Raw genomic sequence first — 25945 nt, 5'->3', positions numbered from 1 at the left:
GGGACACACGGTAGGGGTCCCGGTCACGCGGTTCGACTGCGAGAGGGTCGGCCGTCCCCCGAAACGGGGTGAAAATCGCTACTCCAGTCGCCCGACGTCCCCGAGCACCGCGCTGGCGGTCTCCGGGCCGCCGGCGCCGCGTCCCGAGATGTTGAGCCGACCCGCGTGCGAGGTCTCGATCTGGACGATGTTCTGGGTGCCCGAGACCGCGAGCGTCCCGTTCTCGGGGACGAGCCGCGGGGCGACCCGGACCGTCTCGCCGGTCGCCTCGCCGATGAGCCGGACCGTCCGGCCGTCCTCGGCGGCGAGCCGGAGCGCCGAGCCGGGGACGTCGCGGATCCCGGAGACGTCGGCGTCCTCGAGCGTGAACTCGCGAGCGTCGGCCGGGTCGTCGGCCGCGCCGAACGAGAGCACGTTCGCGAGGATGACGCACTTCAGCGCCGCGTCGGTCCCGTCGACGTCGAAGGAGGGGTCCGCCTCGGCGACGCCGAGGTCCTGCGCCTCCGCGAGCACGTGCTCGTAGTCGAGCCCCTCCGCGGCCATCCGCGTGAGGATGAAGTTGGCCGTCCCGTTGAGCACGCCGCGCACCGCCGTGACGTGGCCGGGCTCGATGTCCTCGACGGTCGAGACCGCCGGAATCGCGCCGCCGACTGTGGCCTCGAACCGGATCTCGCCCGCGCTGTCGGCGACGGCCGCCCGCAGGTCGCCGAAGCGCTCCGCGACCGGGCCCTTGTTCGCGAGCACGGCGTGGCGGTCGCGCTCCAAGGCGCGAGTCACGTGCGAGAAGCCGGGCTCGGCGTCGCCCAGCGTCGTCGGCGTCGCCTCGACGAGGACGTCGTAGTCGGCCGCCAGCGCGTCCGCGGGGTCGGCGTCGCCGACGATCCCCCGCTCCGCCTTCCGGGCCACCACGGCGTCGGGGTCGACGCCGGCGTCCCGGCCGCCCGTCCCGTCCGCGACGACCGCCGTCGAGGAGTCCGCGACGGCGACGACCTCGTGGCCGTACTCGCTCGCGAGGTCGACGACGGAGCGCCCGACCGCGCCCGCGCCGATGACGGCGAGTCTCACGCCTCCACCCCCGTGAGCGGCTCGACCAGGCGCAGCTCCTTCTCCTCGGCCAGCTCCCGGACCGCCGCGAGCGCGGCCTCCGTCTCGCCGGCGCGGGCCTCCAAGCGGAGCCGAGCGCTCGACGCCTCCTCGGTCCCCTGCGGCGCCGCGAGCGACACGTCGGCGACCGACGCCGACGCGCAGGCCTCGATCCGGGAGAGCGTGTCGGAGAGGTCGGTGTCGATGAGGTGGCCGAACAGGAGCAGCGTCACCTCCTCGGCGTACCGCTCCGTCCCCGCCTGCATCACGTTCACGCCCTCGCTCCGGAGCGCCTCGACGATCCCCTCGAAGCGCTCTTGCGTCGCCTCGAAGTCAACCTCGACCGGGATTCGGCCCCGGGGCGTCTTGTTCCCCCGCTCGTGGTAGATCGAGAGGAGGTTCCCGCCGTTGTCGGCGATCGGCCGGAGGGCGGCGAGCAGCTGTCCGGGCTCGTCGACGAGTTCGAGCCGCACCGTGTGCGTCGACGGCGTCGCCGAGGCGTGCCCCCCGTCGGGGCTGGCGTCGTCGTCCGCCGCCTCCTCGGGAGCGCCGTCGCGGTCGTCGCTCACGCCGCCACCTCCGTGCGGCGCGCCGAGGCGGGTGGAGCAATTACTCCTGCGATCGCGATCCGGCACGGTCCTGTCGGCGACGCGGAGCGGTCGCTTGGTGGCTCCGTCGCGATGCGCCGAGCGGGAGTCGTGCCCGTCTGCATACCCGAAAGGAGTCGGGGGATCGGGTATAAGCCTTCGGCGATGGCAGGCGTTGCCTCGCCCGCCTCCGTGTGAACGAACCGCACGGGGGCGGCGGGGACGGTTCGACGGGGAGAGACGTGTTCGGTCGAGATCCGCGGGTACGGTGGGCGTTTCAGTCTCGAAACAGGCAAAAGACATTTTCGGACAGCAGCGGTACCGTCCGCGCTGATGCCCTCCACCGACAGAGAATCGGGTCCGACCGCCACCGACAGGCGACCGGTTCTGAAGTACGTCGCGCTCGCAATCGCGGGATTGATCGGGGCGGATCTGGCGATGGAAACGACCGGATCGCCGGACGAATCGCCCTCGTGGGGCCCTCCCGTCGAGGGCGGGCACGGAGACTGGGCGATCATCGACGAGGACACCGATCGGTTCGCCGGCGAGGGCGTCGACGCGACCCTCGTACTGACGGTGCAGGGACCGAACGACGGCTCCGACCGGTTCCACGACGGCGGGCTCCGCATCGTCAGCTACGAGGCGACCGTGGACGACGACAGTCGGGACTGGAACTACGCCCTCGGACGACCGCGCCTCTCGCTCCGTCTCAGACTGAACGGGGACGGTTCGGGAACGGCCTTCTTCTCGAACGCCAACGCCTACGGGGACACGACGGACGGGGACGTGTCCGGACGCACCGAGATCCGCCACGCGTTCGAGCCGGGGAGCGGCCGAGGAGCCGTGAATCCGATCCTGAACTACTCGGGGCCCGCCGACGGCGACGGGACCGGAGCGACCGCGACGATGGAGTCGAACGTTACCGTTCCGGTACGGAAAACGTGGCTACGGGGGATCGGCGGTCGGATCGAGGTCGGGACCCTCCGGTGCGAGATAACCGAGACGGTCACCTTCGTCGGGTGACTGCGGCCGCGAGAATCCGATCCGGATTCGGCGAGACGGCTCTCTCGGTCGCGAGGAAACGCCGCAAAATCGAAGAAGACCGCCAAACCGAAGAAGATCCCTTAACCGAAGAAAACCGCGACCGCGGGCCGACCGACGCTTAGAAGTAGTCGATCGACTGCGGCAGTTCCAGCTTCATCCCCTTGCGCTCGCGGATCTCCATTATCTTCTCGCGCTGGAGGTTGTCGACGAGGACGCGGAAGCCCGCGTTCTCGGTGTTCCACGAGGCGCGACCCTCGGTGGCCGAGCGGATGTCGGAGGAGAAGCCGATCATCTCCTCGACGGGCGCGATGCCCTCGACGACCATCAGGTCGCCCTCCTGGTACATGTCGTCGACGCGGCCGCGGCGGCCCTGGATCTCGCCGGACGCCGCGCCCATGTGCTCCGAGGGGACGTCGATCCGGACGTCCTGAATCGGCTCGAGCAGGCGGACCTCGCCGTCGATCAGCGCGCGGTGGACCGCGTCGCGGACGGCGGGGATGACCTGCGCGGGCCCGCGGTGGATGGTGTCCTCGTGGAGCTTCGCGTCGTGCAGGCGGAACAGCGACCCCTGGACCGGCTCGGCGGCGAGCGGGCCGTCGTCGAGCGCCTCCTGGAGGCCCTCTAAGACGAGTTCCATCGTCTCGTTGAGGTGCTGAATCCCCTTCGTGTCGTCGATGAGGATGTTCGTCCGGTGGATGTCCTCGACGTTCTGGGAGGTGTCCTTGTCCATGCCGGCCTCCTGCAGCGCCTCGCGGCGCTCCAGTTCGGGCATGTCCATCGAGACCTCGCCGAGCTGGATGGCGTCGACGATGTCTTGATCCATCGGCTGGACGGTGATGTAGAACTTGTTGTGGCGGTTCGGCGAGACCCCCTCGACCTCGCGGGACGCCTCTTGGGGCTGCTCGCGGAAGACGACGATCGGCTCGCCGGTGATGACCGGGATCCCCTGGTTGTCGCGGATCCGCTGGGTGATCACTTCGAGGTGGAGCTCGCCCTGCCCGCTGATGAGGTGCTCGCCCGTGTCCTCGTTGATCTCGATCTGGATCGTCGGGTCCTCCTTCGCGACCTGCTGAAGCGTCTCGATGAGCTTCGGCAGGTCGTCCATGTTCTGCGCCTCGACGGACTTCGTGATGACCGGCTCGGAGATGTGCTCGATCGACTCGAACGGCGTCATCTCGACGGAGGAGACCGTGGAGCCGGCGATGGCGTCTCGCAGCCCGGTGACGGACGCGATGTTACCGGCCGGGACGTGCTCCACCTCCTCGCGCTCCGACCCCATGAAGAGGCCGACGCTCTGGATGCGGTTCTTGCCCGCGGTGCCGGAGACGTACAGCTCCTGGCCCTTCTCCAGCGTGCCGGAGAAGACGCGGCCCGTCGCGATCTCGCCCGCGTGCGGGTCCATCGAGATGTCGGTGACCATGAAGACGACCTCGCCGTCCTCGTCGACCATCCGCATCGTGTCGGCCAGCTCGGAGTCGGCGTCACCGCGCCAGATGCGCGGGACACGACGGGGCTGTGCGTCGACCGGGTTCGGGAAGTGCTCGCAGACCATGTCGAGCACGACGTTCGACAGCGGCGTGCGCTCGTGGAGCTCGTCGCGTTTGTCGGCCTTCTCGAGGTCCATGATGTCGCCGAAGTCCATACCGGTCCGCTGCATCGACGGCATCGAGACGCCCCACTTGTACAGCGCGGAGCCGAAGCCGACGGTGCCGCCCTCGACGGAGACGGTCCAGTCCTCGGGGATGTCGTCCATGTTCTCGGCCATCCCGCGAATGAGCTCGTTGACGTCGGCGATGACGGACATCAGCCGCTCCTGCATCTCCTGGGGCCCCTCTTGGAGCTCGGAGATGAGGCGGTCGACCTTGTTGATGAACAGCGCCGGCTTCACGCCCTCGCGAAGCGCCTGCCGGAGCACCGTCTCGGTCTGGGGCATCGCGCCCTCGACGGCGTCGACGACGACCAGTGCGCCGTCGACCGCGCGCATCGCGCGGGTGACGTCGCCCCCGAAGTCGACGTGGCCGGGCGTGTCGATGAGGTTGACGAGGTGGTTCGTGTCCTCGTACTCGTGCGTCATCGAGACGTTCGCCGCGTCGATGGTGATACCGCGCTCCTGCTCGTCCTCCTTCGTGTCCATCGCGAGCTGTTCGCCCGCGGTGTCCTGGGAGATCATGCCGGCGCCGGCCAGCAGATTGTCGGAGAGGGTCGTCTTGCCGTGGTCGACGTGGGCGGCGATGGCGATGTTCCGGATGTTCTCCGGGCTGTCCATCAGCCGCTCGCACTCTTGAACGATCTTCTTGCGTCGGCCCATTATACCGTTCGTTACCGACAGCAGGGTCAAAAGGGTAGTGTTTCTCCGCGGCCGTTTCGGCGGTAGTCACCCCCGATCGCCGGCGATTTCGTGTCGATCGCTCGCATGGTTCGGGCGTGACGGAAGCCGACGACCGCCGTGCGGCCGCGACCGTCTCCACGCGGATTTAAGTGCCCGGTGCGGAACCGGGGCGTATGAACGAGACGCTCTCGCGGCTCGCCGACACCGGCGTCGTCGCGGTGCTACGCGGGGTCGAGGCCGACCAGCTCATCGGGATCACGGAGGCGCTCCGCGAGGGCGGCGTCACCGCCGTCGAGATCACCGCGGACACGCCCGACGTCGCCGGGAAACTCGGCGAGGTGACGGGCTCGTTCGGCGACGAGGTCGTCGTCGGCACCGGCACCGTGCTCGACAGCGAGACCGCCCGGACCACCCTGATGGCGGGCGCCGAGTTCGTCGTCTCGCCGAGCCTCCACGAGGACGTGATCGAGACATGTAACCGCTACGGCGCCGTGACCGCCCCCGGCGTGATGACCCCGACCGAGGCGGTCCGCGGCTACGAGGCCGGCGCCGACTTCGTGAAGGTGTTCCCGGCGAAAACCGTCGGCCCGGCTCACCTCGGCGCGATGAAGGGTCCGCTCGGCCAGATCCCGATGATGCCGACCGGCGGCGTCAGCCCGGACAACGCCGGCGACTACGTCGAGGCCGGCGCGTTCGCGGTCGGCGCCGGCGGCGCGCTCGTCGACTACGACGCCGCCGAGCGCGGCGACTACGACAAAATCACCGAGACCGCGCGCGAGTTCACGCGAGTCGTCGAGGAGGCGCGGAGCGATGGCTGAGGAGCGGACCGGTTCCTCGGTCCAGTTCAGTGACATGCCATACCATGCCTGCCGAACAAGTGTGCGGAGACGCAAATACAGATGACTTCCACCCCGCCCGCTCGGCGAGAGGCACACTCACTTGGAAGTCACCCGAGAACCCTGCCGATGTCATCCCCCGGTCCGCCGCCGGGAGCCCCCCTTCCCGGCGGGACCGGACGCGTGCCGTTGCGTCCCGCGCTGCGGCGGCACGCGTGCCGCGGCCGCGACCGTCACATGAAGTCCGCGATACCGGACTGCTTGTTCGTGTCGTCTTCGAAGATCGATTCGAGCGACTCCTCTAACACCTTCAGTCGCTGTTTCGTGTAGGGCCGGCAGCCGAACCGGTCGGCGACCTCGATGGCGGTGTCGACGTACTTGTTCACCGACCCCTGGTGGACGGTGAGGTTCACGCGCCCACCGCACTCGCGGCAGTCGCCCGAGAGGGGCATCCGACGGTACTTCTCGCCGCAGTCGAGACACCGCGTCTCCTGCCGCGAGAACGCCCGGAGGTTCCCGATGATGTCCGGGAGGAAGTGGTACTCGATGACCCGCTCGGCAACGTCGGTCTCGTCGACCGCGCGGATCTTCCGGGCGAGCGCCAACTGCGCGTCCATCTTCTCCATCATGTCGCCGAGCGTCTTGTACGCCGACAGGTCCGGCCCCATCGCGATGTCCGTCGTGTCGTGAGTGTGGTCGAACCCGTGGTACTCCTCGTCGGTCCCGAGCGTGTCCTCGCCGAGCTGGATCCGATCCTCCAGCTCCTCCGGGTCCGTCAGCTCGAGCGTCGCCTCGTAGAACTCGCGCGGGTACTCGCGCACGATGTCCATGTTGTGCGCCTCGTCGTCGATCTCCGAGGGATCGATCCGCGAGGACATCACGAGCGGCGCGTCCATGCGCCCCCCGCGCTGGTCCGGCAGAAATTCTTTCGAGAAGTTGAGAAGTCCGTCCATCAGGAGCATCACGCAATCCTCGTCGCCGTCGCATTGATCGACCGACAGATCGTTCGCGACTAACGAGTGCGTGTCCTCGACGGTGAGACAGTAGACGTGGTCGGTGTCGCTCTCGACGGTGTCTATCTCGGCGATGGCTTCGGTACCGTAATCGCCGGCACCGCCATCCGACACCGTCGAAGCGTACGGTTCGACGGATGAGACGTTCTCGGCCAATCGGTCCCCTTTCCGGGAGAGGTGGAACCCGGCGACTTCGGCAAAACGGACGGCGTCACGCGAAGACACGCTGAGCACGTACGTCTGTGCGTTCAGTCGGGGGTCGTCCTCGTCATAGAACTCCGGGAACTTGTCGTGGAGGCGCACTCGATCCGGTCGATCGACGGTCGCGTGGATACCGAGTCGTCTGAGCAGGCCGAGCAGGTCCTCGCGAAGTTCTTCGCTCACGGTCGTCGCCGTGATCCGAAGCGAGCCCTCGTCGACGCCGCCGTCGCCGCTGAAGTAGCCGCGGAGATACGCGCCGACGATCGACTCGGAAGCGTCGAAAATCGGATCCGGGACGCGTTTGGTGCGCGCGTACACCCCCCCGTCGAGGACGGAGTCGAAGAACGCGCGAAGGAGGCGACCGGAGACCGTCACTTTCGCGTGGTTCTCTTCGTACGGGTCGGTGCCGAACTCCTCGCGCAGGACGTCGAGGAAGAACGCTCTCGCCTCGGTCTCGGTCCCACAGATCGTCGTCTGGTGAATCGTTCCCTTCGGCGTCTCCTGTTCGCGAGCGAATCCCTCGGCGGCGTAGTAGCCGAGCAGCGTCGCCACGCGGTCGTTGAGTTCGACGAACCGATCGATCTCGGTTCGGTCGCGTTTCATGCCGAGCGTCGCGTCCTCTGGGACGAACTCGAGGAGTTCTTCTGTCGAAGCGAAACAGCGCCGGAGATACGACACTGGGAAGCTCTCGCGGTACAGGTAGTTGCTCAGCGTTTTCTTGTTCGTGTCGAACACCTCGGTCATGCTCTGGAGGGGGTAGAACCGTCCGTCCCAGTCGTCCGCGAACGCGTCCTCGAAGAGTTCGTACATTCGGTCTTTATCCAGTCCCTTCACCATGAGCCGGTCCGTCGGAACCGCGTCGGACTCAAGGAACTCGCCGAGCAGATCGAAGCGCCGAGAGCCTCGCTCGCCGCCGTCACTCCCGACAGAGTCCGGAACGACCACCCTGTCAGACGGAGCGAGGTCCCGCGCCTCCGTGCCGACGATTTCGTCCCGATCGGCGTCGTACACGTGAACCCCGTGATCCGGCGTGACGGTTATGCTTCGGCCGGTCTCTGTTCGAATCCGCACGAGGTGATCCGGGGCCGGGTGTTTGCTGACCGCCTCGATCGGGCGGGAGACCCTGTCACCGTCAGAGGTTAGGGCAGGCGCGTGCAGGTCGCCGTCGACGCCTTCTAGCTTCCCGATCGCCGTCCCGAAGTCGTCGAACTCCACGTCCGACTGCCCGAGATACGCCTCGACAAACTCCGCGATGGTGTCGTAGCGGAGGTGTCCCGTCTCGTCCTCGTACCAGAGCTTCGTCTCCGGGTGGAAGCAGTTCCGCCGTTTCGCGGCGTGAAAGTACGGATGAGCGTATCCGACCGCGGCCGAGGTAAATCCTACCACTCTCCCGACAGTAGCCGCGCTCGTGTGCGGCGCCATCCCGAAGACGAGCTCGCCGACGAGGTCGTCGCGCTCGTTCACCTCGTAGAAGCGGGGGAGGCCGTAGAACTGCTCGAGGAGGTCGTCGACGAAGTCGGCGGTCCGCAGCATGTGCTCGGCGGCGCCGTCGGAGAGGACGATGTCCTGCACCCGGAGCTCCACGAGCTGGTCGTCGTGGCGCAGGGGCTCGCCGTCGATGTCGGTCTCGTAGCCGATCTCCCGGAGGTGGTCGGCGGTGACGTCCAGCTCCTCGGGCCGGACCGACGTGACCGGGAGGTCCGTCATGTCGTACCTGACGGTGCCGTCCTTGAACGACGTGACGCCGTTCTTCGCGCGGAGGATTCCCTTCTCCATCGGCTCCGGCGTCTTGTTCCGCGAGGTGAGCCCCTGGACTCCCTTGAGGATCTCGAAGGAGGCCTCGCGCTCGCCGACGGTCTCCAGCGCGGAGCGATATGCGTCGTTTACGTCGACCTCTTGATACGTCGCCGCCCGCACCTCCCACTCGCAGCGCGGGCACTCGACGCGGCCGGCCTCGTCGGGCTCGCAGACGGTCCCGCAGTCGTTGCACTCGTAGTGGGGCTCGGTGTGGACCTCGCAGTCCGGACACCGGGCCTTGTAGGTGTGCTCGCCGCAGTCGGGGCAGACCCGGTCCGACACCTGGAGCTCCAGCCGGCCGCGGTGGCCCGAGTCGTCCATCACGCTCGCGGCCTCGGCGACGTCGCGCTGGGGGCCGCCGGCCTCGTTGATCGGGAACAGCGTGTGGACCGCCGGGGAGAGGTCGCGGCTCTCCGACTTCTCGGGGCGACCCATCCGGTTGCCGATCCGAGTGGGCGCGCGCTCCCGTATCTCGAACGGCGCGACCTCGTTGACGGCTTTCACCGCGTTCTCGCCGCCGTCCCACTCGCGGGCCGCCGCCGAGAGGTCCCCGTCGTCCCACGTCTTCCGGAGGCCGTCGTCGACCCCGAGCGACCGCGCGAGCGGGCGCCACGTCGGGATTCGGAGGGCGTCGGGCGTCGCGGCGTGCTCGACCAGCAGCGCCTCCAACGCCGTCCGCGTCGCCTCCGTGCACTCGATCGCGAGGACGCCCTCGACCACGTCGCCGTCGGCGACCGCCTCGGCGAGGGCCTCGAACGCCGCGACCGACACGTCGTGCCAGAGGTAGGTGTACTCCGGGTGGAGCGGGCAGTCGTACTCGCGCGCCCACTCGAGCGCCTCGTCGGCGTCGGGGCGTTCGAGGTCGACGTGGGGGTCGTCCGCCATCGCCTGTACGTCGGCGCCGGCGTCGGCGAACTCCTTCACCCACCACTCGTACACGTAGGAGGCGGGCGCGAGCGGGTGGTTGTTCTCGACGAACTCCCCGTAGTTGACGAGGTACTCGCCGAGGTCGAGCACCTTCTCGACGCCGTTGCGGACCTCCTTCGCCTCCTCCGGGTCGTCGATGCGTCGGACCTCGCCGTTGGCGAGCCGGACCGTCGGCCCCTCGATGGAGTCGACGGGGACGACCCCGTGGGCCTTGCCCGGGCGCTCCGTCTTGATCTGCGTCCCGGCCGCGAGGAAGTCGTCGACGAGGTGCATCGTCGCCGGGTGGACCCCGCCGGTCGCGAACCCGTGGTTTCTCGCGCGACCGTACCGGAGCCGGAACCCGCCCGCCTCGCTCGGGTGGGTGAACACCGGGCGGCCCGCGATCAGGTCCCGGAGGAACTTCTGGGAGGGTTTCGCCCGGGGCGGACCGTCGGGTTCGTCTCCCGCCGTTTCGACGCCTCCCTCGTCGCTCTCGGCGTCGCTGTCGTCGCCCTCCCCTCCCGATTCGCCGTCCGGGGCCTCCGAACCGTCGTCCGCCGATGCGTCGGCGTCGCTCTCGCCGGAGCCGTCTTTCCCGATCGTCCCGTCGATCAGGTCCTGGAGCCACGGCCAGTCGACCTCGTCGAGGTCGCGGGTGTACCGCTGTATCTTCGGGGCCTTCAGGGCGATCCCCTCGGCGGCGACGAGGCACATCCCGCCGCGCGCCGAGTTCGTGTCGACCCGTTCGAGGTCGCGGAATCCGGAGACCTCCTCGTCGCTCGTCGCCTCCCCGTCGAGCATGATGGGGATGTGCTCCGCGATGAACTTCGACTCCTTGTCCTTCGGCGTGTACTGGAGCCCGGTCTCCTTGTCGTAGAGGGCGATCTCCTCGGCGTAGCGCTCGACCTCCACGTCGCGCGGCTTGTACTCGTCGATGCCCAGCAGCGACCGGGCGTAGTCGGCGACGAGGACGGAAAGCGCCTGCGCGGTCCCGCCCGCCGACCGGATCGGCCCGGCGTAGTAGACGTTGACGAACTCGGTGCCGTCGTCGTTCTCCAGCAGTTCGACGCGGTCGATCCCCTCGATCGGCGCGGCGACGACGCCCTCGGTGAGGAGAGCGACCGCGGTCCGGACCGCGCCCTCGACTTTCCCGGCGCGGGAGTCGTAGTCGCCGACCGTCCCCTCGACGAAGTCGGTGACGAGTTCCAGCGCCGCCTCCTCGCGGGACATCTCACCTTCCAGCTCGCGGACGCGCTCCGCGACGCCGTCGATGCCGAGGATGTTCTCGACCCGGTCGGCCATGTCGCGAGCGACGGGGATCTCTACCTCGGGCTCCGGGTCGTACCCCTGTCCCTTCGCCGTCTCCGCGAGCGCCAGCGCCTCGTCGAGCCTGTCTTCGATCCGGGCGAAGTACCGCTCGTCGTCGGGCCTCATCGCCGCGAGATCCGCCTCACAGCCATAAGTCGAGGTCGGTGACCGCGTCGTGGGACCGCTCCAGCGGCTCGTCGAACGCCCGCAGGTGACACTCGCCCGCCCAGACCGTCCCGGAGTCGAGGTGCCCGGCGAGCGCCTGTCCGCTCGGCCGCGACAGCACGGCGTGGGTGTGCGCGAACACCTCGCCGTCGAGCAGCGAGACGTTCCCGACGCAGGCGGCGACCTCCAGCGGCTCGTCGAAGGTCACGGACTGGTACTCGGTGTCCTCCTGGTCGTAGAACCAGACGTCCGCGTCCTGCACGGCGCCGAGCGCCGTGAACCAGCCCGCCTCGACGTCTTCCGCGCGGGCGAGGTCCTCGATCTCCTCTCGCCAGTCGGCGCCGGTCTCGAATCGAGCCACGTACTCCGCCGTCGTCTCGACTTCCCGGTGGTGCATAGGAACCGTCCACGATGGCCGGGGGCAAAAAGGCTTCAGTCGCGGTGCGCCTAACCGGTCCTGAGAAAGTTGATATAGCGATATCCGATTTATTCATAAGCGATGGCGCTACGGCGAGCAATGGAGAGGCGAGCCGCTCCGGCGTCGAAATCGCGAGAAGAGGGAGAGTCGAGAGGTACCGGGACCGGCTTCAGAACGGGGCCTGCGGGCCTTCGTCGTCGCCGCCGTCGTCGGTCGTCTCACCGGGGAACGACGGGGACATGCCGTCGCTGCTGGTGCCGCCGAGGTCGCCGTCGGCGCCGGAGTCCATGCCGGTGTCGGCGTGGACCGTCTCGATCTCCGGGATCTCCTTGACCATCCGGGACTTGATCGCCTGGATCGTCATCGGCGAGATACCGCAGCCGGAGCAGGCGCCCCCGAGCTGGATCGTGACCTCGCCGTTCTCGCGGTCGAGGTGGCTGATCGCGGCGCTCCCGCCGTGCATCTGAATCTGCGGGAAGTTGCGCCGCAGGAAGTTCGTGATCCGCTCGCGAAGCTCGTTTTCCGCGTCGGCTGTGTCCGTGCTCATGCCAGCGATTTGGCGGTCGGCGGGCTTATGCCTTTGGTTCGACCGGACTCGAACCGCGAGAACCGACGTCTCGAACGACGAGCCGGCCGCGATCGCTACTCCGGCCGGTCGACCTGAAACGTCCGGTGGAGCTCCGTTTCGATCCGCTCGACGTACTCGTCTAGCGTCTCCTCGAACGTCTCGTCGTCGACGAGGACGCCCTCCATCCGATCGCGCGGGTTCTCGGGGAGTTCGACGTAGAACTCGCCGTCCTCGTAGAACGGCTCGGACTCGTTGAGGATCGTCTGGTCGATCCCGTGGATCAGCTGGGAGTCGCGGCGCTCGTTCATGTGGTTGAACGCGTTCTTGTACGCGCGCTGGAGCTCCTGGAAGTAGTGGGCGTACTTGTCCTCGAACTTCTCGGGATCGAACTCGTCGGCCATACCTGATCGAACGGTACGGCGAGGAAAAAGCCGGTCGATCGCGGTCGGGAACCGACGAACGCCAAGGAGAGACGGCTCAGGTGCCGGAAACGGGTCGGTTCCTGAGAGCGGCGAATCGAGGGTCGACCACGTGGTAAATTCCATGATGCTATATCAAAATAGCACAGAGAGGGATGCCGTTCAATCGGGGTCGGACGTGCCGCGCTGGAAACGGCGTCCGGCCGAGGACGACGGTGCCGCGCTGAAAACGGCGTCCGGCCGAGGACGACGGTGCCGCGCTGAAAACGGCGTCCGCGACGGCGACTACCGCAGCCGGCCGAGCAGCCGGTAGTCGCGGTCGGGCTCGTACCGCCGGAACAGCAGGCTGTTCGTCAGCACGCTCACGCTGGAGAGCGCCATCGCCCCCGCGGCCAGCGCGGGCTGAAGCAGGCCGAGCGAGGCCAGCGGAATCATCAGCGTGTTGTAGCCGAGCGCCCACACGAGGTTTTGTTTGATCTTCTGGAGGGTCGCGTCCGAGACGCGGATCGCCTTCACCACGTCGAGGGGGTCGTCGCGCATCAGCGTCACGTCCGCGGCCTCGATCGCCACGTCGGTACCGCTCCCGATGGCGGTGCCGACGTGCGCGACCGCGAGCGCCGGCGCGTCGTTGACGCCGTCGCCGACCATCATCGCCTGCCGGCCCTCGTCTTGGATCGCCTCGACGGCGTCGGACTTGTCCTCAGGCAGGACGCCCGCCCGGACGTTCTCGGGGTCGATACCCACCCGTTCGGCGACGGCGCGGGCGGTGCGCTCGTTGTCGCCGGTGATCATCATCACGTCGATGCCGCGGTCGCGGAGGGCCGCCACGGCGTCGGCGGCGCTCGGTTTGACCGTGTCGGCGTCGGCGACGACGCCGATCAGGTCGCCGCCGTTCGTGCCAGCGGGCACGCGAGCGACGAGCATCGCCGTCTTCCCCTCGCCTTCGAGGCGCTCCATCGTCTCGGTCGCGGCCGAGGCGTCGACCCCCTCGTCGGCCAGTAGCTTGCGGTTTCCGACGAGGACCGACTCGCCCTCGACGGTCGCGCGCACCCCGTGACCGGGGACGTTCTCGAAGTCGTCCGGCTCGGGGACCTCCAGGCCGCGCTCGCGGGCGCCCTCGACGATGGCGCGGGCGAGCGGGTGCTCGCTGCCGCGCTCGGCGATCGCGGCGGTCCGGAGCACCTCGCGTTCCGCGTCGCGGTCGCCGTCGGAGTCCCCGAGGTCGTCGTCGGGGTCGACGTGCCGCGCCGCGCCGCCGTCGGGGACGGGCTCCCCGTCGCGGTCGAACGCGACCACGTCGGTCAGCTCCATCGCGCCCTCGGTGAGCGTCCCGGTCTTGTCGAAGACGACGGTGTCGACGTCCTTGGCGCGTTCGAGCACGTCGCCGCCCTTGAACAGGACGCCGTGGCCGGCGCCGATGGTGGTGCCGACCATCGTCGCGGCGGGCGTCGCCAGCCCGAGCGCGCAGGGACAGGCGATGAGCACCGCGGAGGCGAACACGACGATCGCGAACTCGGAGATCGAGACGGCGCCGCCCGCGACCGCCGGGCCGCCCGCGACGAGCCCCCACAGCGGGAGCGCGTTCACGAACCCGGCAAGCGTCTCGGGGAAGAGGAACCAGACGATCCCCCACAGCAGGGCGTTGACGATGACCGCCGGGACGAAGTAGGCGGAGATCCGGTCGGCGAGGTTCTGGATCTCGGGCTGGCGCGACTGCGCCTCCTTCACCGTCCGGACGATCCCCTGGAGGGCGGTGTCGGCACCGACCTTGGTCGCCTCGACCACGAGCACGCCGTTCTCGTTGATCGTCGAGCCGATCACCTCGTCGCCCTCGCCCTTCTCGACCGGGACGGACTCGCCGGTCACCATCGACTCGTCGACCGCGCTCTGCCCGTCGACGACGACGCCGTCGGTCGGGACCTTCTCGCCCGGGCGGACCTTCATCCGGTCGCCGACCGCGACCTCGTCGACGGGGACCTCCCGCTCGGTCCCGTCCTCGTCGACGGCTTCGCCGTCTGCATGCGGCGTCTCCGACGCCGCTCTGTCGACGAGGGTGGCCCGATCGGCCTCCATCTCCAGGAGCTTCCGGAGCGCCTCGCCGGCCTGCCCCTTCGAGCGGGCCTCGAGGTAGTTACCGAGCGTGATGAACACGAGGATGAGCGCCGCCGTGTCGAAGTAGAGGCTCCCGGCGACGAGCCCGGCGAGGACCGCGACCGAGTAGGCGTACGCGGTCGTGGAGCCGAGCGCGATCAGCACGTCCATGTTGGCGCGCCCGTTCGTCACCAGCGCCTTGTAGGAGTTCTCGTAGAACGGGCGCCCCAAGACGGCCTGCACCGGCGTCGCGAGCAGGAACTGCACCCAGCCGATCCGGACGCCGAAGACGGTCTCCGGGAACAGCGCCCCGTCGAGCAGGAGGTGATCGGCCATGAACAGCAGCAGCGGCGCTGCGAGCGCCGCCCCGAAGAGGGTCAGGCGGAGCTGTCTGCTGATCTCCTCCTCGCGGGCCGCGTCGCGGGCGTCCTGCCCGGCGTCGCCGCTCTCGCTCGCTTCCCCTCCGGACGCTCCCGCGTCGCCGTCGGCGCCGCTCCCCTCGCGAACCGGCGAGTACCCCGCCGACTCGATCGCGTCGTAGAGGTCGGAGCGCGAGGCGTCCGCGGGGTTGTACCTGATCTGCGCCTCGTCGGTCGCGTAGTTCACCGTCGCCTCGATCACGCCGGGCGTCGATTCGAGGGCCTCCGCGTTGGCCTCCGCGCAGTTCGCACAGGACATGTCCGCGATCGCCACGGTGACGGTCTCGCTGACCGCGCCGTAGCCGGCCGACTCGATCGCCGCGTAGATCTCGCCGAGCGACGCCTCCTCGGGGTCGTACTCGACGGCGCTCTCGTCGGTGGCGTAGTTGGCGTTCGCCGAGACCACCCCGTCGAGGTCCGCGAGGGCGTCCTCGATCGTCGCCGAGCAGTTGGCGCAGGACATGCCCGTGACGTTCAGGTGGGCTGTTCTCGTTGGCATGTCTACTACTACGTGTCCCTCCCTTAGGCGGTTTTCTGCTTCGATATCGGGGGTTTAGCCGGGTCGAAAGATTCGAATCCAAAGCGACTATTGTGTCCGAGAAATCGGAGAGACGAGAAACCGAAGCGATCGACGATGTTTATTTAAATGGAGTACGATGGCGCGCGCCTCCGAGCGCCCGCAGGGCGCGAGTAGCGAGGGACCGAAGGTCCCTCTGACAGCCGGCGGCTACGCCGCCGGCGAGAGCGCGTGCGAGGGAGTCAGTCGCCGGAGCGAAGCGACGGCGACTGACGAGGCTTGGGAGGCGTGAGGCGCGGTTGCGGTGCGGGTTGGGAATCAAAGGGGCAGACGTGAGGGAGACGCAGGCGAGGTAAGGACCGCAAGAGCGAGTGAAACGAGTGACTGAGGACCGCAGCGAGCGTGCGTCTCCCTCACGGCTGGGGCTTTGGAGGCGTTCACCGCCGCTCCACCATCAGCAATCACTTATAAACGAGCGACTGGGACGTCGCAGGCGTTCACCGACGATCCGCGGTCACCCGCTCATGCACCCTATCACGCCCCTTCCTCCAGCCGCTGGTATCGCTCTCGGAACCGCGACAGGCAGGACGGGCAACAGAAGTGATAGACGTCGCCGTCGATTCGGGCCGTCTCGCCCTCGCTATCGACGGTGTTGGAACACTCCGCGCAGGTCAGCGCGAACTCCACGCCCTCGATCGACGGCGTCCACTCGAACTCGTCGACCAGCGTGACCGCGTACTCCTCGACGGCGACCCCCTCGAGCAGCCCCTGCACCCACTCCCGGACGTTCCGCCCCTCGACCCGACCGTACACGCGCAGATCGCCCTCGGCCGTGACGAACACGTGCTCGACGGCGTCGGCCTCGCGGACGCGGTCCCGCGCCGCGCCGAGCGCCTCGGGGCGGTTCGGCGGCAGCTCCACGTCGATCAGCACGGGGACGCCGGCCCGCAGTTTCGTGCGGTCGACGTCGACCGTGAACCCCTCGATGACGCCGGTCTCCTGCAGCCGCGTGACGCGGTCCGAGACCGCCGGCCCCGAGAGCCCCACGCGGTCGCCGATCTCGCTGTACGGGCGCCGGGCGTCCTCGGCCAGCAGCGAGAGGATCTCCAAGTCCGTCTCGTCGAGGTCTCTCATGTCGCGAGAGACGGCCTCGCGATACAAGACAGTTACCCGGATTCGCTTCGGATTCCGAAGTCAGAATGAACAGATATCCCCGGTCGCGAAGCGACAAGCGAAAAACGTCTCCCACACGTACGAGCGGGTACCATGAGCCGAACGCTCACCGTCGAAGGGATGTCGTGTGACCACTGCGAGCAGAGCGTCGAGGAAGCGCTGGAGGGCGTCGCCGGCGTCGAAGGAGCGACCGCCGACCGCGAGGGCGCGTCCGCGACCGTCGAGGGCGACGCGGATCCGGACGCGCTCGTGGCCGCGGTGAGCGAGGCGGGCTACGACGCGTCTCCCTGAAACGAACCGCGCGATCGGCGTCCGCTCGGACGCCTCGCTCCTACCGGTTCAGCGTGTGGATCGCCTGTCCGCGGGCGTTCTCCGCGGCCTCCATCACCGCCTCCGCGAGCGTGGGGTGCGTGTGGACCGTCGCCGCCACGTCCTCCAGCGTCGCGCCCATCTCGATGGCGAGCGCGACCTCGGCGACCAGCTCGGAGGCCTCCGGCCCGACGATCTGCCCGCCGAGCAGGAAGCCGGTCTCCCCGTCGGCGACGATCCGGACGAACCCCTCGGTGTGACCCGTCGTCATCGCGCGGCCGGAGGCGTTGAACGGCATCTCGCCGACGACCGGGTCGAACCCCTCCGCCTCGGCCTCGCTCTCGGTCAGTCCCACCGTCCCGATCTCGGGGTCGGTGAAGACGGCCGCGGGGATCGCCTGCTGGTCGAGCGCGGCCGGCTCGCCGGCGATCACCTCGGCGGCGACGATCCCCTCCTTCGAGGCCGCGTGCGCGAGCATCGGCTCGCCCGCCACGTCGCCGACGGCGTGGACGTGGTCGACCGCGCTCCGCGTCCGGTCGTCCGTCTCGATGAACCCGCGGTCGTCCGTCTCGATCCCGGCGTTCTCCGGGTCGAGCCCGTCGGTGACGGGTTGGCGGCCGACCGCGACGAGGATCTTGTCGACGCCGTACCTCGACTCCTCGCCCTCGTCCGTCTCCGTGTGGAGGAGGTAGCCGCCGTCGGCGGCCTCCGACCACTCGCTCGCGCCCTCGCCGAAGCCGAACTCGACGCCGAGCTCCTCGGCGCGCTTGCGGACGATCCGCTTCACGTCGTCCTCGTACGGGTCGAGGATGTCGTCCAGCATCTCGACGACCGTCACGTCGGCGCCGAGCTTCGCGTACGCGGTCGCCAGCTCCATCCCGATGTAGCCGCCGCCGACGATCCCGAGTCGGTCCGGGACCGTGTCGGCGTCGAGCGCGTCGGCGGAGGTCCAGACGTGGTCCTCGGCGAAGTCGAAGCCGGGGATCTGGATCGGGCGGGAGCCCGTGGCGACGACCGCGTGCTCGAACTCGATCGACTCGGAGCCCTGCCCCTCGCCGCCGTGCGCGACGCGGGCCGTGTGCTCGTCGACGAAGGAGGCGGTCCCGGGCACGAGGTTGACGCCGTTCGCCTTACAGAGCTTCTCGACGCCGCTCGTCAGCTGATCGACCACGCCGTCCTTCCACTCGACCATCTTCCCCATGTCGACGGCGGGGTCCGCGTGGACGCCCATGAACTCCGCGTTGCCCGCCTCGTGAGCGAGCCCGCTCCCCGTGATCAGCGCCTTCGAGGGGATACAGCCGCGGTTCAGACAGGCGCCGCCGTACGCGTCGCGCTCGACGAGCGTCGTGTCGAGCCCCTCCTGTGCGGCGCGGATGGCGGCGACGTAGCCGCCCGGTCCGCCGCCGATCACCAGTACCTCCGTTCCGGTTGCGATGTCTCCGACGACCATTATTGAGTCAACAGCAGCAGCGGGTGTTCAAGGTGTTCCATTACGGTGTTCGCGAACTCGGCCGCCACCGCGCCGTCGACGACGCGGTGGTCGATCGACAGCGACAGCGGTAACGTCGGCGCCGGGACGACCTCGCCGTCGCGGACGACGGGGCGCTCCTCGATGGCGCCGAGCCCGAGGATCGCGGTCTCTGGGTAGTTGATGATCGGCGTGGCGAACTCGCCGCCGATGGCGCCGAAGTTGGTGACGCTGAACGTGCTCCCCTTCATCTCGGCGGGCTTGAGCTTGCGATCGCGGGCGCGGGAGGCGAGGTCGCGAACCTCCGCGGCCAGTTCGAAGATCCCCTTCTCGTCGACGTCGTCGACGACGGGGACCATCAGCCCGGCGTCGGTCGCGACCGCGATCCCGAGGTTGTACTCCTTTTTCAAAACGATCTCTCCGTCGTCCTCGCGCAGTTCGCTGTTGAGATAGGGGTGCTCTTCCAGCCCCGCGACGATCGCCTTCATCACGAACGGCATGTAGGTGAGCTTCACCTCCTCGGCGTCCGCCTTCGGCTTCAGCTCCTCGCGCGCCGCCACGAGGGCGTCGACCTCGGCGGTGTCGTGGTGGGTGACGTGCGGCGCGGTGAACTTCGACCGCTCCATCTGCTCCCCGATGGTGCGGCGCACGCCCCGGTAGGGAACGGTCTCGTCGCCGGCGGACGCGCCCGTCTCGGTCGCGGCGGCGGCCCGGTCGGCGGCGGTATCGCTCGCGGCGGGCTCCGCGCCCGCGTCGACGTCGACCGGTTCGGGCGTGGGTTCCGGTTCGGCCGTCTCCGACTCCGGGGCGTCCGCGTACGCCTGCACGTCCTCGCCCGTGACGAACGCCTCGCCGTCACGGGTCTCGTCGGTCGGCACATCGTCGATGTCGACGTCGAGGTCGCGGGCGAGCTTCCGGGTCGCCGGCGTCGCGAGCGTCGTGTCGCGACCGGCCGGCTCGGGCGCCGACCCGGCATCGGCGGTCACCGAGGGCTCGGCGGCGCCCCCCTCGCCGCGCTTGCGCACGGCGGACTTCCGGTCGCCGGAGTCGACATCTGTCGGGGTCGGCGCGGGCCGCGGTTCGGGCGCGTCGCCGCCGCCGCTCGCGGCGTCTTCGTCGGCTGCCTCGGCGTGCGCTCTCACGTCGGCCTCGGTGACGCGGCCGCCGGGACCGCTCCCGTCGACGGCCGCGACGTCGACGCCCAGCTCGCGGGCGAGCCGACGGGCCGACGGCGGCGCGAACGTCCGGCCGGACGAGGTCGCCGGCGCCGACTCGTCTGCCGGCGCCGACTCGTCTGCCGCCTCCGACTCGTCTGCCGCTTCCGGTTCGCTCGCGTCGGGGCTCGTCTCGTCGACGGCCCCCTCGTCGGCGGAGCCGGAGTCGTCCGCGTCCGCCTCCGCGCCGTCAACGCGGAACGAGATGATCACGTCGCCGACCGGGACCATCTCCCCCTCCTCGACGAACAGCTCCTCGACGGTCCCGTCGTAGCTCGACGGGACCTCGACGAGCGCCTTGTCGGTCTCGACCTCCGCGACCGGCTGGTCCTCCTCGACGCGGTCGCCGGGGGCGACGAGCCACGACACCAACTCGCCCTCCGCGACGCCCTCGCCGACGTCCGGCAGTCTGAACTCCTCGACCGTCATGCGTCGACCTCCGGGACTGTCATGTGGTGGATCTCCGCGGGAGCCATCTTAAAACTCGACCGCCTCCAGAATGCCGTCCTCGATCCGCGCCGCGGTCGGGAGGTAGTAGTCCTCCAGCGCGTACAGCGGGTAGGGCACGTCGAATCCGGTGACGCGCTTCACGGGCGCCTCCTGGTACAACAGCGCCTCCTCCTGGATGATCGCCGTGATCTCGCCGGCGAGCCCGCCCGTCTTCGGCGCCTCGTGGACGACGGCCGCGCGACCGGTGCGCTCGAACGCGTCGACGATCGCCTCGCGGTCCAGCGGAGAGACGGTGCGGAGGTCGACGACCTCGCACTCGATCCCCTCCTCGGCGAGGCTCTCGGCGGCCTCCAGCGTCGGGCGCGTCATGGCGCCGTAGGTGAACACCGCCACGTCGTCGCCCTCGCGGCGGGTCGCGGCCTCGCCGAGGGGCACCGTGTACGGCTCCTCGGGCACCTCGTCGCGGAAGGCGCGGTAGATGAGCTTCGGTTCGAGGAAGACGACCGGGTCGGGGTCGCGGATCGACGCCGCGAGCAGGCCCTTCGCGTCGTACGGCGTCGAGGGGATGGCGACCTTGAGGCCGGCCTCGTGGGCGTAGAACGCCTCCTTCGACTCCGAGTGGTGCTCCGGCGCGCGGATCCCGCCGCCGTAGGGGGCGCGGAGGGTCATCGGGAGGGTGAACCGGCCCCGGCTCCGGGCGCGGAACCGCGCCATGTGGGAGACGATCTGATCGAAGCCGGGGTACATGAACCCGGAGAACTGGATCTCCGGGACCGGGCGGAGCCCCATCGCGGCCATGCCGACCGCGCAGCCGACGATACCCGACTCCGCCAGCGGGGTGTCGACGACGCGGTCGCCGCCGAACTCGTCGTAGAGGCCCTCGGTCGCCCGGAAGACGCCGCCGTTCTTCCCGACGTCCTGCCCGAGCACGAGGACGTCGTCGTCCTCGCGCATCTCGCTGTACAACCCGTCACGTACCGCCTGTACGACGGTGAGGTTCTGTGTGTCGCTCATTTACTCCTCCAGGAACGCTTCGTCGCCGCGCGTCTCCCGCAACGCCGCGAACTCCTCGTACTGCCGCTCCAGCTCGGGCGGGAGCTCCGCGTACGCGTGCTCGAACAGCTCGCTCGGGTCCGGCCGCGCGGCCGCCTCCGCCGCGTCGATCGCGTCGGCGACGCGCTCCTCGATCGCGACCTCGATCTCCGCGACCCGCTCGTCGTCGAGGATCCCCTCCGAGCGGAGGTACGCCTCCAGCCGCGGGATCGGGTCCTTCGCCTTCCAGCGCTCGACCTCGTCGTCGTCGCGGTAGACGGTGGGGTCGTCGGCGGTCGTGTGCGCGCCGAACCGGTACTGCACCGCCTCGATCAGCGTCGGGCGCGGCCGGTCCGTCTCCGGGTCGCGCGCCTTCTCCAGTGCGGCCGTCGTGACGCCGTACACCGCCAGCGGGTCCATCCCGTCGACCTGCACGCCGTCGATCCCGTACGCCTCCGCCTTCTGCGCCAGCGTCGCGCTCCGGGTCTGCCGCTCGCGGGGCACGGAGATCGCCCACTGGTTGTTGTTACAGAAGAAGACGGTCGGCGTGTCGAACACGCCGGCGAAGTTGACGCCCTCGTGGAAGTCGCCCTCGCTGGTCGCGCCGTCGCCGAAGTAACAGAGGAAGGCCTCGTCGCTCCCGCGGAGCTTCGCGGCCCACGCCGCGCCCGTGGCGTGGGGCACCTGCGACGCGATGGGGACGGCGACCGGGAAGACGTTGACGTCCGCCGGCGCCTTGTTGCCGGACTCGTGGCCCATCCAGTAGAGGAGGGTCTGTTTCAGCGGGAGCCCGTGGACCAGGGCCGCGCCGTGCTCGCGGTACGAGGGAACGATCCAGTCGTCTTCGGCGAGCGCCGTCGCGGAACCGATCTGAGCCCCCTCTTGTCCCGACAGCGGCGGGTACGTCCCCATCCGCCCCTGTCGCTGGAGGCTCACCGCCCGGCCGTCGAAGTGACGCGCGAGCCGCATGTGCCGGTACATCTCGACGAGTTCCCCGTCGTCGAGATCGGGGACGTCGCCGACGACCTCGCCGTCCTCGTCGATCACGCGGACCGGGTCGTCGTACGCCCTGTCGAATACGCTCACCGTGGAACCCACCTGTTCATGTCAGAACGGTTCGCCGCCCGGGTAATATCGTTTTCGTACATAGTTTATTATAATCAGAAATCGGTGGGCGCGCTGAGAAACTGTCCATCAGATTCCCAGAGAACCGGACGTTTTTGAACAAATCTCGTCAGGGCCGGCAATATTTTCGTCGACTCGGCGGTTTCTACGAACAGTAACGGACAAACGGGAAGGTTTTCCGAGAGATCGACGCCGCGGCTCGGCGAGATCGGTCGGGGCGAAGACGGCGGCCGGAGGCGACGCCACGGCTCGGCGGGATCGATCGGAGCGGAACCGGCGGCCGTCGGGGCGGCAGATCACCCGAGCCGGAAGGAGGGTTCGTCGCGCTCGCCGCGGTCGTCGCGCTCACCGTCGAGGTCCTCTAGGTGGATCACGTCCTCCCCGTCGTCGTCGAGCCGCTCGCGGAGGTGATTGACGTACCGCTTGTACTCGTCCAGCTGTTCGCGGAGGTGGTCGGCCTCCAGCTCCAGCCGCTCGTGCTCGCGGATGAAGCTCTTCGGGACCTCGACGCGCGGGGGGAACGACTCGCCGGGCTCGCCCGCGCTCTTGAGCTCCGCCTCCGGGACGGCGCGGACCTGTCCGTCGTGGGCAACGAGCGTGTCCACGTAGTCCCGGAACACCGCCGACAGCGAGATGTCCCGCTCCTCGGCGATGTCTCGGAGCGCCTCGAACGCGTCCTCGTTGACGCGGAACGAGATCGTCTTGTTCTTGTTGCCCATTGCCGGAACGGTGGTCGCGCTATCTACTTAAGCGTTTGTCAGACGGTGCCACAAAAAGGGGAAATAGCGGGCGTTACGGACCTAAAGCGCCCGATCGGTCCGTCTGGGCGGTCGGCCGCCGCCGGTCAGGGCTCCGGCGTTCCGGCCGGATCCGTCGCGTCGCCGGCGGTGTCGCCGTCGGCGCGGTCCTCGTCCGCGGCGTCGCCGGCGAGTTCGTCGCCCTCGTCGAGGTCCTCCAGCGCCGACAGCGCGGCGGCCTTGTACGTCTGGGGGTCGAGGTCGTACTCCTCGCGGGCCATCCGCGCGTACTCGTTCCCGTCGTCGTCGAACGCGGCGACGCGCTCGATCGTCCGCGTGGCCGTCTCGGCGACCCAGCGGTCGCGGGTGGCGGCGTCGACCTCGGTGATCGACTCGGGGCGGACGGAGACCCGGACGGTGCCGTCGTCGGTCTCGTACGTCCGGGGTTTCCCCACGACTGCGACGTAGGCGGGCGGCTCCAGGTCGCGGAGCTTGGAGGCGGCCTCGGGCTGGTACTGGCCGGCGTACACGAAGAACGTGCCCGTCGGATCGACGATGCGGCCGCGCCAGTACTCGCTGTCCTCGCCGACGTCCTCCTTCTCGGTGAGGGTGCCGACGAAGAACACGCGGTTCGAGGACTCGCCCGTCGGGAGGAGCGCGTAGACGGGGGCGCGCTCGTCGTCGGACTCGGTGAACGTGTAGCCGGCGTCGTTGAACTCGCTCGCGAACACGCGCCGGGCGACCTCTCGGGTGGGTGCGGATTGACTCATGTTAGATCGACCTCGCTTCGATCAGCGCGCTCTCGACGTCCACGGCACCGGGGTCCTCCATCTCGTCGACCAGGACGTACCGGCCGAAGGTGGGGCCGGTGACGCGGTAGTACCGTCCGAGCACGTCGTCGGCCATCTCCTCGGCGACGACAGTCGTGTCGAGCGCGTCCATCGCCATGTCCTTGGCCTCCTCGAGTCCCATGCCGGTGAGCTTCTCGGTGGCCTCGCGGTCGAAGATGACCTCGGTGACGGTCTCGCCGTCGTCGAGGACGCCCTTGATCCGGAGGTCGAACTCGCCCTCGACCTGGCCGTGCTCGGAGCACCGGCCGTTCTGGAGGACGCGCGTGCAGTCGTCCTCGGGACAGCGCTTGATCAGCCCGGAGCCGGACTGGATGTCGACCAAGGCGCCCTCGACGGTGTCGGCGTTGTCGCCGACCTCGATCTCCTCGTCGATCTCGGTAATTTGAGTCGTCCGGTTGAGCTTCACCGAGTAGCTGCCCTCGTACTCGTCGGTGACGACGTTCGAGAGCTCGTACGCCTGCCCCTCCGTCAGCTCGGGCAGGTCGGAGGTCTCGAAGGCGACGAACTTGATCGTGCCCGACTCGTCGCCGAGGAGCCCGACCTGCGAGATCGAGTCGCTGCGGGGCTCCCAGAGGTCGACGAGCGTCACGCGCAGGTCGACCCACTGCTCGTCCTCGTCGATCTCGTCGACCAAGACGGACTCGCTGCCGCCGCGGCCGAGCTCGTCGCGCTCCATCCCGGCGTCTTCGAGGTAGCTGTTGGTGACGCTCCGGCGCGCCTCGTCGAGGGGGACGCGGTACTCGTTGACGAGGTTCTCCAGCCGCTCCTCGACCTCGTCGGCGTCCACGTCTAAGTGGTCCGAGAACTGTTCCGCTATCGCTTCCGCTTCCTGTCGCAGTTCGCTCATGGGGTGTCTCCGCCTCCGGTCTTGTTTCAATGGGAGGCGTACGGTGATTGGTTCCTCACGGTATTAAAAATCCCGCAACCACGGTGAAAGTGGTCGTCTCCGACGCGCTGACGGGCCGCTTCCGGCGGTTTCGCGGTTTCGACGGCCGGCCGCGTCAGACGCCCGTACGCCACGCGCGGGCTTCGTTTCAAGTGGAACGATACCGCGTGAAGCGTCCGCACGTATCAGGGTCGAATGAAAATAAACGATGGCGGTGGCGCGCCGGTGAGCGCCCGTGAGGGCGCGAACCGAGCGCGAGGGAGTCAGTCGCCGGAGCGAAGCGACGGCGACTGACGAGGCTGGGGAGGCGCGAGGCTGCGGTGCGGTTGCGGTGCGGGACTCAAAGGGGCAGCCGTGAGGTGCGCGGAGGCGTTCACGAGAGCTCTGCTCTCGTGAGCCAATCAGAACGCGGAGCGTTCTGATGACGACGCAAGCACCGCAGGAACGAGCGGAGCGAGTGACGAGGAGCGCAGCGAGCGTGCGTGCACCTCACGGCTGGGGCTTCGGACGTGTTCGCTCTAGATCTACAGTCGATTATTTATAAGCGGGCGACTGGGACTTCTAAGGAGTCCACCGCGACGGCGACGATTTACGAACCCCTCACGACGGGTCCGCCGCCCGCGGACCGATCAACCTCGCATTCGCCAACGGACCTATATCCGACGCGCCGGTACGGTCCCTATGGACGACCGACTCGAACGCGTCATCCGCCAGCAGCTCCGCAAGGCGGGCAAGCAGTTCGAGGAGGCGCGGCGGGCGTACACCGAGGGAAAGGACGACCCCGACGACGACACCGCGGGGGCGGAGCGGTACGACCTCCCGACCGACGAGGACGGACGGGCGCGGATCGTCTGTCGGCGGCACGCCGAGCGGCGGGCGGTCGCCGTCGACGCCGAGGGGCGCCCCTCGTGTTTCGACGCGGGCCACCCCGACTGCGAGGGCTGCGCGGAGGACGTGCGCGACGGCTTCGTCGAGACCTGGTGAGGCCGGTCGCGGCCG

General features: G+C 69.0%; 20 protein-coding genes. 4 read left to right on the top strand and 16 right to left on the bottom strand.

Annotation, left to right across the window (positions count from 1 at the left end):
* Nucleotides 1-78: 78 nt before the first annotated feature.
* The gene (locus DJ73_RS04225) at nucleotides 79-1065 is read right to left on the bottom strand and encodes a homoserine dehydrogenase (protein WP_094525451.1); all 987 of its coding nucleotides are present in this window, start codon (nucleotides 1063-1065) and stop codon (nucleotides 79-81) included.
* Entirely contained in the window at nucleotides 1062-1652 is a 591-nt protein-coding gene (locus DJ73_RS04220) for an ACT domain-containing protein (RefSeq protein WP_094525450.1), read from the bottom strand. The genes DJ73_RS04225 and DJ73_RS04220 overlap by 4 nt, the downstream gene beginning before the upstream one ends.
* A 351-nt stretch (nucleotides 1653-2003) precedes the next feature.
* Between DJ73_RS04220 and DJ73_RS04215 the strand changes: the two genes are divergently transcribed.
* Nucleotides 2004-2693, top strand: coding sequence for a hypothetical protein (locus DJ73_RS04215; protein ID WP_094525449.1), 690 nt, complete (start codon nucleotides 2004-2006; stop codon nucleotides 2691-2693).
* A gap of 139 nt (nucleotides 2694-2832) precedes the next feature.
* Here DJ73_RS04215 and DJ73_RS04210 read toward each other — a convergent pair whose 3' ends face one another.
* Nucleotides 2833-5022, bottom strand: coding sequence for an elongation factor EF-2 (locus DJ73_RS04210; RefSeq protein WP_094525448.1), 2190 nt, complete (start codon nucleotides 5020-5022; stop codon nucleotides 2833-2835).
* Nucleotides 5023-5216: 194 nt separating this feature from the next.
* On the opposite strand from DJ73_RS04210, the gene DJ73_RS04205 reads away from it, so the two are divergent.
* On the top strand, nucleotides 5217-5861 hold the full coding sequence (locus tag DJ73_RS04205) for a bifunctional 4-hydroxy-2-oxoglutarate aldolase/2-dehydro-3-deoxy-phosphogluconate aldolase (protein WP_094557364.1): 645 nt from the start codon (nucleotides 5217-5219) through the stop codon (nucleotides 5859-5861).
* 251 nt (nucleotides 5862-6112) lie between these two features.
* Here the strand turns inward: DJ73_RS04205 and polC are convergent, their stop codons facing one another.
* From polC to DJ73_RS04175, 6 genes are all read right to left on the bottom strand, one after another.
* Nucleotides 6113-11230: a DNA polymerase II large subunit gene (polC, locus tag DJ73_RS04200; protein ID WP_094557363.1), complete on the bottom strand. Its 5118-nt coding sequence runs from the start codon at nucleotides 11228-11230 to the stop codon at nucleotides 6113-6115.
* A gap of 16 nt (nucleotides 11231-11246) precedes the next feature.
* Complete coding sequence (locus DJ73_RS04195) at nucleotides 11247-11666, bottom strand: PPC domain-containing DNA-binding protein (protein ID WP_094525445.1); 420 nt, start codon at nucleotides 11664-11666, stop codon at nucleotides 11247-11249.
* 190 nt (nucleotides 11667-11856) lie between these two features.
* The gene (locus DJ73_RS04190; RefSeq protein ID WP_094525444.1) at nucleotides 11857-12234 is read right to left on the bottom strand and encodes a NifU family protein; all 378 of its coding nucleotides are present in this window, start codon (nucleotides 12232-12234) and stop codon (nucleotides 11857-11859) included.
* A 95-nt stretch (nucleotides 12235-12329) separates the two neighbouring features.
* Entirely contained in the window at nucleotides 12330-12656 is a 327-nt protein-coding gene (locus DJ73_RS04185) for a DUF5783 family protein (protein WP_094525443.1), read from the bottom strand.
* 303 nt (nucleotides 12657-12959) lie between these two features.
* Entirely contained in the window at nucleotides 12960-15683 is a 2724-nt protein-coding gene (locus DJ73_RS04180) for a heavy metal translocating P-type ATPase (protein WP_094557362.1), read from the bottom strand.
* Nucleotides 15684-16235: 552 nt separating this feature from the next.
* On the bottom strand, nucleotides 16236-16835 hold the full coding sequence (locus tag DJ73_RS04175) for an AsnC family transcriptional regulator (RefSeq protein WP_094527658.1): 600 nt from the start codon (nucleotides 16833-16835) through the stop codon (nucleotides 16236-16238).
* A gap of 132 nt (nucleotides 16836-16967) precedes the next feature.
* On the opposite strand from DJ73_RS04175, the gene DJ73_RS04170 reads away from it, so the two are divergent.
* Nucleotides 16968-17165: a heavy-metal-associated domain-containing protein gene (locus DJ73_RS04170; RefSeq protein WP_094557361.1), complete on the top strand. Its 198-nt coding sequence runs from the start codon at nucleotides 16968-16970 to the stop codon at nucleotides 17163-17165.
* 40 nt (nucleotides 17166-17205) lie between these two features.
* Here DJ73_RS04170 and lpdA read toward each other — a convergent pair whose 3' ends face one another.
* The 7 genes from lpdA to DJ73_RS04135 form a co-directional block, all read right to left on the bottom strand.
* Nucleotides 17206-18633 (bottom strand): dihydrolipoyl dehydrogenase, encoded by a 1428-nt coding sequence (gene lpdA, locus DJ73_RS04165; RefSeq protein ID WP_094557360.1) that lies wholly within the window; start codon nucleotides 18631-18633, stop codon nucleotides 17206-17208.
* On the bottom strand, nucleotides 18633-20294 hold the full coding sequence (locus DJ73_RS04160; protein ID WP_094557359.1) for a 2-oxo acid dehydrogenase subunit E2: 1662 nt from the start codon (nucleotides 20292-20294) through the stop codon (nucleotides 18633-18635). The genes lpdA and DJ73_RS04160 overlap by 1 nt, the downstream gene beginning before the upstream one ends.
* Nucleotides 20295-20342: 48 nt before the next feature.
* Nucleotides 20343-21329, bottom strand: a complete 987-nt coding sequence (locus tag DJ73_RS04155; protein WP_094525437.1) for an alpha-ketoacid dehydrogenase subunit beta — start codon at nucleotides 21327-21329, stop codon at nucleotides 20343-20345.
* Nucleotides 21330-22433, bottom strand: coding sequence for a pyruvate dehydrogenase (acetyl-transferring) E1 component subunit alpha (gene pdhA, locus DJ73_RS04150; RefSeq protein WP_094557394.1), 1104 nt, complete (start codon nucleotides 22431-22433; stop codon nucleotides 21330-21332).
* A gap of 335 nt (nucleotides 22434-22768) precedes the next feature.
* Nucleotides 22769-23191, bottom strand: a complete 423-nt coding sequence (locus DJ73_RS04145) for a CopG family transcriptional regulator (protein WP_094525436.1) — start codon at nucleotides 23189-23191, stop codon at nucleotides 22769-22771.
* 125 nt (nucleotides 23192-23316) lie between these two features.
* Nucleotides 23317-23979, bottom strand: a complete 663-nt coding sequence (locus tag DJ73_RS04140; RefSeq protein WP_094525435.1) for an RPA family protein — start codon at nucleotides 23977-23979, stop codon at nucleotides 23317-23319.
* A 1-nt stretch (nucleotide 23980) separates the two neighbouring features.
* Nucleotides 23981-24907 (bottom strand): replication factor A, encoded by a 927-nt coding sequence (locus DJ73_RS04135; protein WP_094527662.1) that lies wholly within the window; start codon nucleotides 24905-24907, stop codon nucleotides 23981-23983.
* Nucleotides 24908-25627: 720 nt separating this feature from the next.
* On the opposite strand from DJ73_RS04135, the gene DJ73_RS04130 reads away from it, so the two are divergent.
* Complete coding sequence (locus DJ73_RS04130; protein ID WP_094525433.1) at nucleotides 25628-25930, top strand: hypothetical protein; 303 nt, start codon at nucleotides 25628-25630, stop codon at nucleotides 25928-25930.
* Nucleotides 25931-25945: the final 15 nt, after the last annotated feature.

The organism is Halorubrum sp. Ea1 (assembly GCF_002252965.1).
Classification (GTDB): Archaea; Halobacteriota; Halobacteria; order Halobacteriales; family Haloferacaceae; genus Halorubrum.
Note: the sequence above shows the minus strand (reverse complement) of the source record. Positions and strands in the feature narration are given on the sequence as shown.